This window comes from Lysinibacillus sp. NPDC097195 (assembly GCF_044762075.1).
Classification (GTDB): Bacteria; Bacillota; Bacilli; order Bacillales_A; family Planococcaceae; genus Lysinibacillus.
The window spans coordinates 97,873-113,325 of record NZ_JBIWDP010000003.1; the positions used below are offsets into that span (position 1 = coordinate 97,873).

The following is a 15,453-nucleotide window of genomic DNA, read 5'->3' on the forward strand; positions in this document are numbered from 1 at the left end:
TATTAACTGTACCATGATTTTTATAGTGTATAAAGCAAACGATTTGTGCCACTTATTCTAAACACCAATCAATTGGTTGCTCTTCCCATTCCGTTAACTGTGCATTGATTTTGGAATACGGTTTACTACCGAAAAAGCCTCTATAGGCACTTAGTGGACTTGGATGTGGTGCTTCTAAAATGACATGTTGGGTTGGGTATTGATTAATTATTTGCTTTTTGCGCTGTGCAGGCTTACCCCATAGCACAAAAATAATCGGTTTTGAGCGTGCTGCAAGTTTAGCGATAACGGTGTCCGTAAACTGTTCCCATCCTTGCGCTTTATGGGAATGAGCCTGTCCTGCTCTCACCGTCAGTACAGTATTTAATAGCATAACACCTTGTTGTGCCCATTTCGTTAATGTCCCATGTTGCGGAATGGAACAACCGATATCGTCCTGTAATTCCTGGAGCATATTGCGTAAGCTTGGCGGATGTGGAATATCTGGCTTGACAGAAAAACTTAAACCATGAGCTTGATTTGGCCCATGGTATGGATCCTGCCCTAAAATAACAACCTTTACATCACGATAAGCGGTGCAGAAAAATGCATTCATCACATCTTCTTTTGGTGGATAAATAGTCTGGGTGGCAAATTCATGTGCCAAAAATTGACGTAACTGTTGATAGTACGTTTTTTCTAATTCATCTGCTAGTATTGTCTGCCAATCATTTGGGAATACTTTTTTCATCGAAATGACATGCCCCTTTCCTTTCTTACAACGGTACAAAAATTTAATGTGTTATTCAAGTTTCAATTTATGCTGACCTTATAAAAATATTAATTTCTGACTATTTTTACAGAATCAGAATAGGACTATACTAAACGGTAGATTAAACTATTTAATATGAAGGAGATCTTTCACATGGCTCTTAAAAAAACATTAACTATCGCAGGTTCAGATACATCTGGCGGCGCAGGTATGCAAGCCGACCTTAAAACATTCCAAGAACATGGCACATACGGTATGGTGGCATTAACAGTAGTTGTGACAATGGATCCAAATGGTTGGACACATAACGTCACACCATTACCAACAGAACTTCTTCAAAAACAAATTGATACGGCATTATCGACAGGTATTGATGCAGTAAAAACAGGTATGCTTTCTACAGAAGAAATTATCCGTATGGCTGGTGATGCAATCGCCAAATCCGGTACTTCCAATGTAGTAATTGATCCTGTTATGGTATGTAAAGGTGATGACGAGGTATTAAACCCTGGCAACACGGATGCTATGATTCAACACTTGCTACCACTCGCTGCTGTGACAACACCAAACCTTTTTGAAGCTGGTCAATTAGCTGGTACAGGGACACCAAAATCAATTGCTGAAATGAAAACTGCCGCTCGCAAAATTCATGAGCTAGGTGCTAAAGCAGTTGTTATTAAAGGCGGCAAAGCTTTAGCAACTGAAAAAGCGACAGACCTATTTTTCGATGGCGACACTTTCTATTTATTAGAATCAGATAAAGTAGCATCTACTTATAACCACGGTGCTGGCTGCACATTTGCTGCATCAGTTACAGCAAATTTAGCAAACGGTCTACCTATAAAAGAAGCAGTCATTGAAGCAAAAGAATTCGTATCGGCTGCTATCGCACATGGTTGGGCATTAAATGATTATGTTGGACCAGTAATGCACGGTGCGAAATCACGCTTTGGCGCACCAGAAGTGACTGTCACTGAAATTTAACAGTATAAGATGGCCGATTAAGCGCGCGACACACCGGTAGGCTCGGCAAAATTGCGGATAAAAAACATTGCAACTAGAAAAGGCATCTAATTAGTGCTGACCTCTACCACTTTGTAGAGGTCAGTATTTTCTAATAAGATGCCTTTTTACATATAATTTTTCATCAATTCGAGCCGATAATCCCATGGATCGTTCATTGAAATAAAACTCGCTAATGCCTTACTTTCTTTTTTCCTCACCGACCGTGCCTTCGCTCGTTCAGATGCAGTCTCATGTAGTTTTGTTTCCTCGATTGTTTCAGGTACAACCTTTGGCACTGCCGCAGGTCGATTGTGTTCATCTAAAGCGACAAACGTTAATAAGGCTGTTGCAGCAACTTTGCGTTCGCCGGTTTTTAAATTTTCGGATATGACTTTAACAAACACCTCCATTGAGGACGTGCCTGTCCATGTCACATAGGACTCAAAATAGACAGAGTCTGTCGGTCGAATCGGGTGTAAGAAATCGACTGAATCTGTGGAAGCCGTCACACAATCTCTACGACTATGCTTGGCCGCGGAAATGGATGCGACCTGATCGATATCACTCATTAGACGACCACCAAAAAGAGTATTATGATTGTTTACATCATTCGGAAAAACCCGACTAGTCCGCATAACCCTTGATTCTTTACAAAACTTATAATCTTTCATGCAAGCAACTCCCCCATTCTCTTGTTTTTTTTATTCCTATTATGATGCTATATTTTTCAAAAAATAGCAATAAAATATTTAGAAAATTTAAAATATTTACAAATCCTAAAAAAATAGGACAAGATACCGTACCTCGTTATGCGCCATATATTAGCTGTATATGGGAGGTAGACGTATGAAAAAACATAAGAATGATCAATTAAATGAAGCATCAAGTTTGCTAGCTGGAGAAATAACCTCCACTAAAGTTGAAGTTATTGCTTCAATTGTATTAACGCTTAGCGATTCACTATCCACCCTCGCTACGATATTAGCTTTACAAGAGGAAAAGGAAGCTGCGCAATCAAAAACATCCAATGATTCACAAGATCAACAACAGCAATTTAAACAAATGTTCGAACAACTACTATATGTTAATAATCGTTTAGATTCCATTGAAAGAAAGCTCAATCGTTTTTAAAAGATACATACCCTAATTCTACACACATACTGTTCACTAAGTAGCTTGAAGAGAAATCTTATGTATTTTGCGCATACATGCAAAAAAACCACAATTCTCCGTCATAAAGAGATTTGTGGCTTTTTTGCTATCCTATGATAATGAGCTTTCATGTCTTCTTCACACGCTACAGCTATTAACCAAAATGCAGAAGGACGTCATCTATTGTACCAAGATAGAAATCGTTTTTGTCTAGCTTAAATCACCTTCTGCATGGCGAGCTGTCACTCTACGTGAGAGAAGTCAAATTTGCAACATCTTTTCGAAGTGTGAAACCGCATACAAAATAAAACGTCACTTTTTGTACAAATTTGCTTTCACATTTTATATATTGATACATTACTATAACTTTTTCAAGAATTTTGCTTAAAAAAGTGCAAGGAAATTCTAGACATTTGCCATTTTTATATTTCTCTCCTGTTTAACCTGTAAAAATCGGTCGCCACATAAATTTGTCATAAAAAGGGCATTCAATTTCCCTTTGTGACCTTTTTTGACTATACTTAAGAAAGAAATAATCGAGAGGAGTGTTAAGATGCAAGAAGTACAAGTAGAGACGTTACAAGAATTATTGAATTCTTTCGCCAACAAAGACGTTTATATCCATCTTGAGACGACAAACGGTTCTTACGCAGCACACTATGATGAAAAATTTTTTAATGCCGGTGCTTTTATTCGTAACGCAAAAATTAATTACGAACTGGGGAAAGTAGTGGACGACTCTCCACATCGTGTCGGTTTAAAAATGACACATGGTTGGGTTTATGCTCAAGGCATTACACATTATGAATTAGATGATTTAGGCCGTTTGTTAATGGCTGGACTAGACTATTCAGGTAAATTGGCGATAGCACTTGAAATTAGCGAAACGCCATTTACTTATTAAGGGGGACAACTATTTGAATTTACAACCACAACGTCATATTTTAATTGTTTACCCTCACCCTGATGATGAGGCTTTTTCAGTTGCCGGAACGATTGCTTATTATACGAAAAAGATGAATACACCTGTTACATATGCCTGTTTAACATTGGGTGAAATGGGTCGTAATTTAGGAAATCCACCTTTTGCTACACGTGAATCGTTGCCAGAAATTCGTCGCAAAGAACTTGTTGCAGCGGCTGAAGCAATGGGCATTCAAGATTTACGTATGTTAGGCTTCCGTGATAAAACTGTTGAGTTTGAAGACGACGAAAAAATGGTCAAGCTCATGGAAGGTTTAATAGAAGAATTAAAACCATCACTAATCATTACATTCCTTCCTGGTTTTGCAGTGCATCCTGACCACGAAGCAACAGCACGTGCTGTTGTAGAGGCTGTTCGCCGTATGCCGAAAGCAGCTCGACCTGAAATTTACGGCTGTGCCTTCGCCAATGATACACTCGAAAAAAATGGTGAGCCACATATCCAGATAGATATCCGTGAAATGAAGATGGATAAAGTAAAGGCCTTACAAGCCCACGCTTCTCAAACTGGTTGGATGATGCAAGAAACAGAAAAACGCATCGACGACGGCGAACCAATGAGCGAGAGCTGGCTCAATGTTGAAAAGTTTTATATTATTAATCCTGACCATTATGTAAAATAAAACAAAAAGTGTTAGATTGACTGCCATCAATCTAACACTTTTTGCTGTGCCGTAGTTGTCCGCGGGAGCGTTCGCTTTGCTTCCCAATATTGTCCCCGCTTTTTATTTAGCTACTTTTAATTTATTTATTACATGGACAATCATTGTAAAAACAAAGGCAATTACTAAAATAACAAAAAATAAATAATGAGGAACATAAATGCCAAACACAGTCGCTAACATCTTTAAGGCAATAATACCAATAATAATAAATGCTGTGGCCTCAAGCTCGGGTATTTTTTCAATAATGACTAAAAATATACCTGCTATTGTTCGCATCATTAAAATACCTAGCATCCCACCTATTAACAGTACCCAAACTTGATCGGATATTGCAAAGGCAGCAAATATGGAATCCACCGAAAAGGCGATATCCATCAGTTCTACAGAAATTACGGTTGCCCAAAACACCCCAAATAGCCGTACCATTATTCCGGACTTTTTTACCTCTTTTACACTGTCTTCTTGTCCTAATTGTAAAAAATGTGCGATACTAATCCATCCTAAATATAAAGCCCCCAACACTTTAATAAACCAGAATTCTACTAGATACACGCCAATCCCAATAAATAAAAAACGGAAGAAATAAGCACCCAGCATTCCGTACATTAATGCCCGTTTACGTTGCTTATCTGGTAAATGTTTGACAAGTACCGCTAGTACGAGCGCATTATCTGCCGACAGTAATCCTTCAATAACGATGAGCGATGATATTAATCCCCACGATACCGGATCTGCTAATACTTTTTTCCACATGTCCCAATCGAAAAATTGCATATATGTAGATAGGATTCCATGTATAATGTCCATTTGCTTAGCCCCCTACTTGTCCTAAACTAATCTAATATATGCTAGCCACGCAGTGTTATGAAGATTTCACGTCACTATCATTCCAAAAAAAATTTAAATTTTTTTAGTCGAGTATGCTCGAACAACAAGCATTTTTTCTCGAAATCGGTAAATTACACTGCATCCTAAAATACGTTCAAAAATCGGACACCGAAAATTTAGAATTTACTAAAAATTTATAACAAAAATCGAAAAAAATATGCTATCATAGATGAATGTTTTATACGTAAAACGGAGGATGAATATTATGGAAGTTACTGACACTAAAACAGTGCAAGTAGAAAATATCTTAATTGCACATCATTTTTTAAAAGATGTAGTCGTGCATACGCCACTACAGAAAAACGATTATTTATCGGAGAAATATGGAGCTCATATTTATTTCAAACGTGAAGATTTACAGCATGTTCGCTCGTTTAAGCTTCGCGGTGCTTATTATAAAATTAAAAAGATTGAGGAAGAGGCTCGTATTGCTGGAGTTGTCTGTGCAAGTGCTGGGAATCACGCCCAAGGTGTTGCTTATGCCTGTGCACAACTTAAAATTCAAGCAAGCATTTTCATGCCTCAAACAACCCCAAAGCAAAAAATTGACCAAGTGCGTATGTTTGGCCGTGATTACGTTGAAATTGTGCTAGCAGGAGATACGTTTGATGATGCTGCTGAAAGTGCAATGGCCTACTGCGAAGAACAAGGGAAAATCTTTATCCATCCTTTTGATGATTTTGACGTCATCGCTGGACAAGGAACTGTCGCTGTTGAAATTATGAATGACATGGAAGAGCCGATTGACTATGTATTCGGAAGTATTGGCGGTGGTGGCTTAATGTCCGGTGTTTCAGCTTATGTGAAAAACCTATCCCCCAACAGTAAAATCATTGGTGTCGAGCCAGCTGGTGCAGGTAGTATGAAGGCTGCATTTGCAGAGGGCGGCGCAGTGGCACTTGATTGGATAGACAAATTTGTTGATGGTGCTGCCGTAAAATGTGTCGGTCATCACACTTATGAGGTTTGTCGCCGTTACTTAGATGATATCGTTCTTGTTCCCGAAGGAAAAGTTTGTACAACAATATTAGATTTGTACAATAAACATGCGATTATAGCTGAGCCTGCTGGTGCTTTATCAGTTGCTGCACTCGACAGTTATAAAGAAGAAATTAAAGGTAAATCTGTCGTGGTGATTATTAGCGGTGGTAATAATGATATCGGTCGTATGCAAGAAATTAAAGAGAAATCATTAATTCATGAAGGCTTACTATACTACTTCATCGTTAGTTTCCCACAACGTGCAGGCGCTCTTCGCCAATTCCTAACAAGCGTGGTAGGACCAAACGATGATATTACTACTTTTGAATACACGAAAAAGAACAATAAAGAAAGTGGTCCAGCCTTAGTAGGCATTGAACTTGGTAATCGAGAGGATTACGAAGGTTTACTAAAACGCATGAAAGAATTTGGTTTTAACTACAAAGAAGTCAATAACGACATCCAACTATTCGGCTTACTTGTGTAAGTTCCGGTGCCAGGCACTCAAACAATTCTGAAAATTTAGTTAACGGTGCAGACACTCAGGTAATTCTACTTATAATGTTGTAGCTACTACAAAGCAAAAAAGTGTTAGATTGATAGCAATCAATCTAACACTTTTTCTATTCTATGCAGCTCTTACGTTATTACCCTAATAGCGCACGGTCAGAGTTCATTTTCTCACCGCGGATGCGCTCAAATTCAGCCATTAAATCTGGAATTGTCAGTTCATGTTTACGATCCTCGCCTACTTCCAAGATGATTTGACCTTTGTCCATCATAATAAGACGATTGCCTAAATCTAATGCTTGTTGCATATTGTGCGTTACCATTAACGTTGTAAGGTGATCCTTCTCAACTAAATGCTTCGTAATGCGTGTAATCAACTCAGCGCGTGAAGGGTCAAGTGCCGCTGTATGCTCATCAAGCAATAAAATCGATGGCTTCGTAAACGTAGCCATTAAAAGAGATAACGCCTGACGCTCACCGCCAGAAAGCAGACCTACTTTTGCCGAAAGACGATTTTCCAAGTTTAAGCCAAGCATTTCTAATGATTCCTTAAAAAATTGTCGGCGCTTCTTATCGACGCCAATGCGTAAACCTCTACTTTTATTTCTTGAATAGGCAAGTGCTACATTTTCTTCAATTGTCATAGTCGGAGCTGAGCCTGCCATAGGATCTTGGAACACTCGACCAATGAAGTGAGAGCGTTTATATTCTGGCAAACTCGTTACATTATTACCATCAATTATGACGGAACCAAAATCAGGTGTTAACGCGCCTGATATCATATTCATCATCGTGGATTTCCCAGCACCATTACTACCGATAATTGTGACAAAATCACCTGGTTTCAAATGCAAGTTAATATCAGCTAGCGCGATTTTTTCATCAGGTGTTGCTTCATTAAAAATTTTGTTAATGCCATCTAATTTAAGCAAGGCCTTTTCCTCCCCGCTCTACTGGTTTTACTTGTGTACGTTCTGCTGCGCGCTTTGCTTTACGCTTGCGTTCTTTGCTTTTCTCGACAAACTGCGGAACGACAAGGGCTAAAATAACAATAATCGCCGTAATTAATTTCATATCTCCTGAATCAAGGAAATCAACGCGCAATGCTAACGCTAAAATAATACGGTAAATAATAGCACCAGCGATAACAGCTATTGTAGTGCGCATAATTGTTTTTGTGCCAAAGATTGCCTCCCCTATAATGACAGAAGCAAGCCCAATTACAATCATACCAATCCCCATACTAACATCCGAGAACTTCGAATATTGTGCGATTAAAGCTCCAGAAAATGCGACAAGTGCATTGGAAAGACCTAGCCCAAGAATAATAAGCGTATCTGTATTCGCAGAGAAGCTACGAATCATGCGTTTGTTATCTCCTGTTGCTCGGATAGCTAGCCCGATTTCAGTTTTTAAGAACCAGTCCGCAATAAATTTAATTAAAATCGTGATGAGTAAAACTACAATCAACGTACCCCAAGTATTGGGTACTTGCTGAATGCCGATGCTTTTTAATACGTTATTTAATGCATCATCGATACCTAAATTACTCCAAAATGTTTGAAACTTTGAAAACAATGTTTCAGAGTTTAACAATGGAATATTCGGACGACCTATCGTATTTTCTGCAGTTAACCCCATAATGCGCAGATTAATAGAATACAAGGCAATCATCATTAAAATTCCCGATAATAGCGGATTAATCTTCCCTTTTGTGTGAAGAATTCCTGTCATACATCCTGCAATAAATCCAGCAACAATTGCCACTAAAGTCGCTAAGATTGGGTGGTAACCAAGCAAAATCATCGTTGCTGCCGTCGCCGCCCCTGTTACAAAGCTTCCATCAACCGTTAAATCCGGAAAATCTAACACACGGAATGTTAAGTACACACCGAGTGCCATAATTGCATAGATGATTCCTTGCTCCACTGAGCCAAATATTGCTGTAAACATCGTTGAATCATCTCCTAAATTTTCATATCATTTCGCCCAGGCATCGCGATATCCAGATCGAAAAGTCCCTTCAAAACCTGTGACATCTATCGAGCGGCTCCCACTTTAGTGAAAGACTTCTACTCACATTAGTTAAAATGAAGAGAAAGCGGGGATAACTCTCCCCCGCTTCATCTTAAAATATAACGTCACTTAGCCATTATTTTTCTAAAAGCTCTGCACCCCAAGAATCTTTAATTTCAATTCCTAAATTATCAGCAACTTTTTTGTTCACGACTAATTTTAATTTTTGTGGATATTGTGCTGGTGTCTCAGCAGCTGTTGCCTCGCCTTTTAAAATTTTGACAGCCATTTGTCCAGCCTCATAGCCGATGTCGTAGTACTCAAAGCCATAGGCAGCTAAGCCACCACGTTCCACAGAATCAAGCTCACCAACAATAAGTGGTAATTTATTTGCATTTGCTACATCAATAACAGATTCTAATGCAGACACAACTGTATTATCCGTAATAATATAGAACGCATCCACTTTACCAATTAATGATTCAGCCGCTAGTTTCACATCCGCAGAAGTTGCAGCTGATGCCTCTTTTACTGCAAGACCTTGTTCAGCCATCACTTTTTTCACTTCTGTTACTTGCGCTACTGAATTTTGCTCACCCGCGTTATAAACCATACCGACGTTTTTAGCGCCTAGATCTTTTAATAATGCTACCGTTTTAGAAATCGTATCAGGATGTAAATCGATTGTTCCTGTTACATTTTTCCCTGGTTTATCCATTGATTCGATTAACTGCGCACCAACTGCATCCGTTACAGAAGTAAAGATAATTGGAATATCGCTAGTAGCAGTCGCTGCTGCTTGTGCAGAAGGAGTAGAGTTAGCAAATATTAAATCTACGCCATCACTTACTAGATTATTGGCAATTGTCGTATTTAGACTGTTATCACCTTGTGCGATTTGTGGATTAAAATCTACTTTTAAGCCAGAATCGGCAATCGCTTTTTTAAAGCCTTCTGTTGCAGCATTTAACGATGGATGCTCAACAATTTGAGAAATTCCTATTTTATATGTTTTCTGATCTACACTACCGCTCTCACTTGCATTATTCTTTTCGTCGCCCTTTGAGTCCGTTGAACTAGAACCACCGCTACCACAAGCAGCAAGCAATAATAATAACCCAAATAATAGGAACGAAAGCTTTTTCATATTGCGCTTCACAAATAATCCCCCCGACTATCACTCTATTATCTATCACACTTCACTCAAGCAAAGTGTGAATGTATCGCTATATTATCGTTATTATTGCTATACGTCAACAACATTATGAATGTTCTGACTTCTTAATTTGACAAAACATTTTATCTTTTTGTACAATTTGTCGCTTTAAACCGCTAAACTACTGCATTTCTGTTCGTATAATTCTTTTGTAATATAACAAAAAATAGTATGGCAATTTTTCGAAATTTAAAGGCTCCTTCCTAATCCAAAAGTCTATAAGCCCATAAAAAGTTTAGGACAAAAGAGAAAAAGCGTTAAATTGATTGCAGTCAATCTAACGCTTTTTTACTATATCGTTGATGTCCGCTACGGTTGGTGCTTTCCGCGGGCACACCGTAAGCCGCAACCCTCGCTAACGCGCTTATTGTTGCATCTTACATCGTGTGCTGTTCCCGCAGGAGTCACCACCTTCGCTTTCATCAACTAGTGTTCACTTCTTTATTTCACTATTGCAAAAGAGTGAAATAGCTAAAAACGAAAGTTACCTTTATTTAAATTCCTTTAGCCATCTCGTTGATGTCCACTTCGGCTAGTGCTTTCCGCGGGCACACCGTAAGCCATTAGCGTGCGAGGTGTCCGCATCTTGCATTAAGTGCAGGAGTCTTGCCTTCACTACGCCATTTGAATTAATTACTTACAGATTCAATAGTAGCAAAAATTCGCGAATAAACATCTTGATTATTCTGTTTCTTTTCCGGCTTATATCTCCATGTTTGTTCATTTACTTTCTCATCCGTTCCTAAATCGAGAAAGCCTGTAGCGAAATTAGCAGGGTCAACTTCGATAATATCATCATACCGAACACCTTCATTGACAAATGGTACATGTACTTTAGTCGATTGCATAAAAAATATAGGAATTTTTAACGATCTATAAGCAGCTACATATTGGTCATCATCTGCTTCATGTAAAAATTCTTTCATAATCATAATGGCATCTACTTCGTTAGAAAGATTATCGGTATTATGTTGTAAATCCTCCAAAGTAATTTTTTTAAATGTTATATTTTCTTCTCTAACTTCAGGAATTGCGCCGATTACGGCAATCTTTAAATCTCTGCCTTTATAAATTTTCATATCGTTATTACTACAACCAACTAAGAGAATCCATACTGCAATGAAAAGAAGGGATATTTTCCTCACTATTACACCTCCAGCAAGTTGATGATACGTTATCTGAAATAATTGTGAGAGCTACTCCATATTAAGCTTATCGAAAAAAATACCGACATTTCAACCGACATTTTTTCTGTCGGTACACCAGTACTTTATATTTAAAAAACCGGAAATTTTTACACCCCCCAAAAGTTTAAATACTACGAAAATTCAGGCTACACATATTTTACACATAGCTATTTACAAACCCTCATGAATACTGCTATGATTGCATTTGCTTTACGTGGTTCGTAACCATCCCACGAAAAAAAACTAAGGAGAAATGAATATGAAAGTAAAGTTTTTAGCAGCCAGCGGGCTTATTGCCGCGCTCTACATCGCTGTTACAATGCTCATCACACCGTTTGGCTTTACAGAAGTGCAGTTCCGCATTTCGGAAATGTTAAATCATTTAGTTGCCTTTAATCCCCGTTTTGCTGTAGGGATTATTATTGGCGTATTTATCGCTAATCTCAATTCACCACTTGGTCCATACGATTTAGTTTTCGGCGTTGGGCAGACAATGATTACACTTGGCCTATTAATTCTTATTTGCAAATTTGTGAAAAACATTTGGGCACGTTTAATCATTAATACATTCTTATTTACATTCACAATGTTTATCATTGCTTTCGAATTGAACTTAGCACTTGAATTACCATTCTTATGGACATGGCTGACATGTGCAGCAGGTGAATTTGTTGTCATGGCAGTAGGTGCACCAATAATGAATATGCTGAATAAACGTTTAAATTTTAAAAATATGATGTAATAGACGAGTCTTCTAGATTCGTCTTTTTTTAATAACTATTTTTCTTCTTCTTGACACTATTCTGGAAATAATTTAAAATTTTGCATTAATAAATGCGTTGATGAAGAATAGTAGCGAGCCATTATACTTCTAGAGAGCTGATGGATGGTGAAAATCAGTAGTATGTACTTGTGAATGGACTTCGGAGCAGCCTTATGGAAAATGAGGTCGGATTCACTCCCCGTTATAGGAGTAAGAGCGCGCAATTTTGCGAATAAAGGTGGCACCACGGTTACTCGTCCTTTTTATTGAGGGATCGAAGTGGCTTTTTTTTATGGAAAATGAGAATAGAGGAGTCGAGAAAAGATGAGTACAACAGTCGAGCAAAAAGGATATTTTGGTGAATTTGGAGGTAGCTTCGTTCCTGAAGAACTGCAAAATGTATTAAATATTTTAGATGAGAATTTCCAAAAATATAAGGATGATGAAGATTTTAATCATGAACTAGATTACTATTTCCGTGAATATGTTGGCCGCCAATCACCGCTGTACCTTGCTGAAAACTTAACGAAGCAATTAGGCGGCGCTAAAATTTATTTAAAGCGTGAAGATCTTAATCATACCGGTTCCCATAAAATCAATAATGTATTAGGTCAAATATTGCTTGCTAAACGAATGGGTGCAAATCGCGTTATTGCTGAAACAGGTGCAGGCCAACACGGTGTTGCTACAGCAACCGCTTGCGCAATGTTTGGCATGGATTGCACAATCTACATGGGACTCGAGGATACAAAGCGTCAAGCATTAAATGTTTTCCGTATGGAATTACTTGGTGCGAAAGTGGTTGCAGTTGATAAAGGGCAAGGTCGTCTAAAAGATGCAGTAGACGAAGCATTCGCCGATTTAGTAGAAAACTATGAAACTACTTTCTATTTATTAGGCTCTGCTGTTGGGCCACATCCATTCCCTTCTATGGTAAAGCATTTTCAATCGGTTATTAGCCGTGAAAGCCGCGCACAAATTTTAGAAAAGGAAGGTAAGCTTCCAACTGCTGTGCTAGCTTGTGTCGGTGGAGGCAGTAATGCCATCGGTGCATTTGCCGAATATATTGATGATAAAGACGTTCGTTTAATTGGCATCGAACCTGATAAAGCAGCAACCTTAAACGAAGGTACACCTGGTGAATTACACGGTTTCAAATGCTTACTATTACAAGACGCCCAAGGCAATCCATTGCCAACGTATTCGATTGCAGCCGGTCTTGACTACCCTGGCGCAGGTCCAGAACATAGTTATTTAAAAACAATTGGTCGTGCAGAATATATAACAGTGTCCAACGAAGAAGTACTCGAAGCATTCCAAGTACTTTCAAAGGTTGAAGGAATTATTCCTGCACTTGAGAGCTCACACGCTGTTGCTCACGCATTAAAACTAGCATCTACTCTCTCACCTGACGAAAGCATTATCATTAATATTTCTGGTCGTGGTGATAAAGATGTTGAACAAGTTTTCCATATGCTAAATAAATAAAGTTCAAAAGAGGTAGATTTTCGCTCTAAGCTGCGAAAACAAATTATATTGTCTAGTAGTTGATTGAAGGTGAAGCAGCGCCTGCAAAACAAGAGCGCCTAACATGGAAATCAATAGTTGCATACTAAAGGCATCGAGAAAATCCATTCTCGATGCCTTTTATCACATCACACAAATGTATTTAATTTAGGGTAAATTTCCGCCACATTATCGCGTAATTTAGCTTTTAAGAACTTGCCAACAGACGTTTTTGGGATTTCATCTAAAAAGACAATATCGTCTGGCACCCACCATTTAGCAAATTGGCTTTCTAAAAATGCTAGTAATTCCTCAGCAGTAGCAGACTTTCCTTCCTTTAACACGACACACGCGAGCGGTCTCTCCTGCCATTTGGCATGCGGTATCGCAATAACTGCCGCTTCAAAAATAGCATCGTGTGTCATTAATGTATTTTCTAAATCTACAGAGGAAATCCACTCCCCACCAGATTTAATTAAATCTTTTGTACGATCGGTAATTTTAATAAAACCATCTGCTGTTCGCACTGCAATATCCCCTGTAAATAGCCAGCCATCTCGATAGGCATCTTTCGTACGCTCATCTCGATAATATTCATGTGAAATCCATGGACCACGCAAACGTAATTCCCCCATCGTCTCACCGTCCCACGGTACTTCGCCATTATCATTAATAATACTGGACTCAATACCAGCCATCGTCATACCTTGCATCGCACGCGCTTCAATCCGCTTGTCAATCGGCCATTCATCCATCCACGACATATAATTCGATAAGGCAACGATTGGGGTCGTTTCTGTCATCCCATAAACAACGATATAAGGAATACCGTATTTCTCTTCAAAAGTACGAATTAGACGTGTCGGGGAAGCTGAGCCTCCACAACAAATGGCACGTAGCGAACTTATATCTCGCTCACGTTTCTCCTGCTCCTGTAATGCCCCTAGCCAAATTGTCGGAACTCCCGCCGTCAACGTCACTTTTTCTTGCTCCACTAAATCTAAAATTAAATCAGAAGTAAATTGTGGTCCAGGCAGTACTTGCGTTGCACCGACATTGACGCTGGCAAATGGTAACCCCCAAGCATTTGCATGAAACATTGGCACAATCGGCATCACAACATCGCGCTCACCAATACCCATAGAATCAGACATGCTCAGCATCATACTGTGTAGCACTAAGCCACGATGTGAATAAACAACCCCTTTTGGATTGCCTGTCGTCGCACTTGTATAACACATACCTGCAGGTGCCTCCTCTTCCAAATCATCTGGAAATTCAAAGTTTTCATCTGCAGTAGCCAGTAATTCTTCATAAGATAAGACATTTGGTAATGTTGTCTCCGGCAACGTCTCTTCGTCCGTCATAATAATATAATGTTTCACTGTCTTTAACTCAGAAGCAATATTTTCAATAATATGGACAAGATCAACATCGATCATTAATATCTCATCTTCAGCATGGTTAATAATATAAATTAAATGTTCTTCTGATAGGCGAATATTGACCATATGCAATACAGCACCAGCGCACGGTACTGCAAAATACGCCTCTAAGTGGCGATGCTGATTCCAAGCGAAAGAACCAATCTTCATGCCCTTTTCCATCCCCAACTTTGTAAGCGCATCTGCTAAACGCCGTGTTCTTTTGGCCCATTCCCCATATGTTAATCGATGAATTTTATGTGGGCTTGTACGCGACACAATGGTCTTTCTTGCAAAATAACTTTCTGCTCGCTTAAAAAAGTTTGTTAACACTAACGGTGCTTGCATCATCCAACATCCATCCCCTTTTTCTAGTGATTTCCCCAAACGCTTGTAGAATATTAA

At 38.8% G+C, this 15,453-nt stretch carries 15 protein-coding genes, 1 riboswitch and 1 other annotated feature; of the genes, 7 read left to right on the top strand and 8 right to left on the bottom strand.

The genetic code is table 11. The annotated features are described in order from the left end of the window. Positions 1-52: 52 nt before the first annotated feature. Entirely contained in the window at positions 53-730 is a 678-nt protein-coding gene (locus tag ACIQXI_RS15775) for a uracil-DNA glycosylase (protein WP_402926720.1), read from the bottom strand. Positions 731-904: 174 nt separating this feature from the next. Here ACIQXI_RS15775 and thiD point away from each other — a divergent pair, with 174 nt between their 5' ends. Further along, a complete protein-coding gene (gene thiD, locus ACIQXI_RS15780; RefSeq protein WP_402926722.1) occupies positions 905-1,735 on the top strand; it encodes a bifunctional hydroxymethylpyrimidine kinase/phosphomethylpyrimidine kinase in 831 nt (276 codons plus the stop codon). Positions 1,736-1,881: 146 nt separating this feature from the next. Here the strand turns inward: thiD and ACIQXI_RS15785 are convergent, their stop codons facing one another. Next, the gene (locus tag ACIQXI_RS15785) at positions 1,882-2,427 is read right to left on the bottom strand and encodes an acyl-CoA thioesterase (RefSeq protein ID WP_402926724.1); all 546 of its coding nucleotides are present in this window, start codon (positions 2,425-2,427) and stop codon (positions 1,882-1,884) included. Between the two features lie 175 nt (positions 2,428-2,602). Here ACIQXI_RS15785 and ACIQXI_RS15790 point away from each other — a divergent pair, with 175 nt between their 5' ends. The 3 genes from ACIQXI_RS15790 to bshB2 all read left to right on the top strand — a co-directional run bounded on the left by ACIQXI_RS15790 (position 2,603) and on the right by bshB2 (position 4,515). Next, positions 2,603-2,887 carry a hypothetical protein gene (locus tag ACIQXI_RS15790; protein ID WP_402926727.1) on the top strand — a complete coding sequence of 95 codons (285 nt, stop codon included), beginning with the start codon at positions 2,603-2,605 and terminating at the stop codon, positions 2,885-2,887. 574 nt (positions 2,888-3,461) lie between these two features. Continuing rightward, positions 3,462-3,812, top strand: coding sequence for a YojF family protein (locus tag ACIQXI_RS15795; RefSeq protein ID WP_402926730.1), 351 nt, complete (start codon positions 3,462-3,464; stop codon positions 3,810-3,812). Positions 3,813-3,825: 13 nt separating this feature from the next. After that, positions 3,826-4,515 (top strand): bacillithiol biosynthesis deacetylase BshB2, encoded by a 690-nt coding sequence (gene bshB2, locus ACIQXI_RS15800; protein WP_402926732.1) that lies wholly within the window; start codon positions 3,826-3,828, stop codon positions 4,513-4,515. Between the two features lie 102 nt (positions 4,516-4,617). On the opposite strand, the gene ACIQXI_RS15805 is transcribed toward bshB2, so the two are convergent. Continuing rightward, positions 4,618-5,364 (bottom strand): TerC family protein, encoded by a 747-nt coding sequence (locus ACIQXI_RS15805; protein WP_402926735.1) that lies wholly within the window; start codon positions 5,362-5,364, stop codon positions 4,618-4,620. Between the two features lie 286 nt (positions 5,365-5,650). On the opposite strand from ACIQXI_RS15805, the gene ilvA reads away from it, so the two are divergent. Continuing rightward, positions 5,651-6,913 carry a threonine ammonia-lyase IlvA gene (gene ilvA, locus ACIQXI_RS15810; protein WP_402926737.1) on the top strand — a complete coding sequence of 421 codons (1,263 nt, stop codon included), beginning with the start codon at positions 5,651-5,653 and terminating at the stop codon, positions 6,911-6,913. A 160-nt stretch (positions 6,914-7,073) separates the two neighbouring features. Here ilvA and ACIQXI_RS15815 read toward each other — a convergent pair whose 3' ends face one another. The 4 genes from ACIQXI_RS15815 to ACIQXI_RS15830 all read right to left on the bottom strand — a co-directional run bounded on the left by ACIQXI_RS15815 (position 7,074) and on the right by ACIQXI_RS15830 (position 11,313). Beyond that, positions 7,074-7,868, bottom strand: coding sequence for an ABC transporter ATP-binding protein (locus tag ACIQXI_RS15815; protein WP_402926740.1), 795 nt, complete (start codon positions 7,866-7,868; stop codon positions 7,074-7,076). Continuing rightward, complete coding sequence (locus tag ACIQXI_RS15820) at positions 7,861-8,889, bottom strand: ABC transporter permease (protein WP_402926742.1); 1,029 nt, start codon at positions 8,887-8,889, stop codon at positions 7,861-7,863. Before ACIQXI_RS15820 ends, ACIQXI_RS15815 begins: the two co-directional genes overlap by 8 nt. Positions 8,890-9,088: 199 nt before the next feature. Then, entirely contained in the window at positions 9,089-10,111 is a 1,023-nt protein-coding gene (locus tag ACIQXI_RS15825) for an ABC transporter substrate-binding protein (protein ID WP_402926744.1), read from the bottom strand. A 686-nt stretch (positions 10,112-10,797) separates the two neighbouring features. Further along, entirely contained in the window at positions 10,798-11,313 is a 516-nt protein-coding gene (locus ACIQXI_RS15830; RefSeq protein WP_402926747.1) for a hypothetical protein, read from the bottom strand. 250 nt (positions 11,314-11,563) lie between these two features. Then, positions 11,564-11,608, top strand: a riboswitch (PreQ1 riboswitch). A 6-nt stretch (positions 11,609-11,614) separates the two neighbouring features. Between ACIQXI_RS15830 and ACIQXI_RS15835 the strand changes: the two genes are divergently transcribed. Continuing rightward, entirely contained in the window at positions 11,615-12,097 is a 483-nt protein-coding gene (locus tag ACIQXI_RS15835) for a QueT transporter family protein (protein WP_402926750.1), read from the top strand. Between the two features lie 88 nt (positions 12,098-12,185). Further along, positions 12,186-12,383, top strand: a binding site (T-box leader). 59 nt (positions 12,384-12,442) lie between these two features. Next, positions 12,443-13,606, top strand: a complete 1,164-nt coding sequence (gene trpB, locus ACIQXI_RS15840; protein ID WP_402926754.1) for a tryptophan synthase subunit beta — start codon at positions 12,443-12,445, stop codon at positions 13,604-13,606. A gap of 167 nt (positions 13,607-13,773) precedes the next feature. Here the strand turns inward: trpB and ACIQXI_RS15845 are convergent, their stop codons facing one another. Beyond that, positions 13,774-15,399, bottom strand: a complete 1,626-nt coding sequence (locus tag ACIQXI_RS15845; protein ID WP_402926756.1) for a long-chain fatty acid--CoA ligase — start codon at positions 15,397-15,399, stop codon at positions 13,774-13,776. Positions 15,400-15,453: the final 54 nt, after the last annotated feature.

Excerpts from the sequence above, each read along its gene's own strand:
- thiD (WP_402926722.1), top strand. The coding sequence starts at position 905 with ATGGCTCTTAAAAAAACATTAACTATCGCAGGTTCAGATACATCTGGC.
- ACIQXI_RS15790 (WP_402926727.1), top strand. The coding sequence starts at position 2,603 with ATGAAAAAACATAAGAATGATCAATTAAATGAAGCATCAAGTTTGCTA.
- trpB (WP_402926754.1), top strand. The coding sequence starts at position 12,443 with ATGAGTACAACAGTCGAGCAAAAAGGATATTTTGGTGAATTTGGAGGT.
- ACIQXI_RS15795 (WP_402926730.1), top strand. The coding sequence starts at position 3,462 with ATGCAAGAAGTACAAGTAGAGACGTTACAAGAATTATTGAATTCTTTC.
- ACIQXI_RS15835 (WP_402926750.1), top strand. The coding sequence starts at position 11,615 with ATGAAAGTAAAGTTTTTAGCAGCCAGCGGGCTTATTGCCGCGCTCTAC.
- ACIQXI_RS15845 (WP_402926756.1), bottom strand. The coding sequence starts at position 15,399 with ATGATGCAAGCACCGTTAGTGTTAACAAACTTTTTTAAGCGAGCAGAA.
- ACIQXI_RS15775 (WP_402926720.1), bottom strand. The coding sequence starts at position 730 with ATGAAAAAAGTATTCCCAAATGATTGGCAGACAATACTAGCAGATGAA.
- ilvA (WP_402926737.1), top strand. The coding sequence starts at position 5,651 with ATGGAAGTTACTGACACTAAAACAGTGCAAGTAGAAAATATCTTAATT.
- ACIQXI_RS15785 (WP_402926724.1), bottom strand. The coding sequence starts at position 2,427 with ATGAAAGATTATAAGTTTTGTAAAGAATCAAGGGTTATGCGGACTAGT.
- ACIQXI_RS15820 (WP_402926742.1), bottom strand. The coding sequence starts at position 8,889 with ATGTTTACAGCAATATTTGGCTCAGTGGAGCAAGGAATCATCTATGCA.
- ACIQXI_RS15805 (WP_402926735.1), bottom strand. The coding sequence starts at position 5,364 with ATGGACATTATACATGGAATCCTATCTACATATATGCAATTTTTCGAT.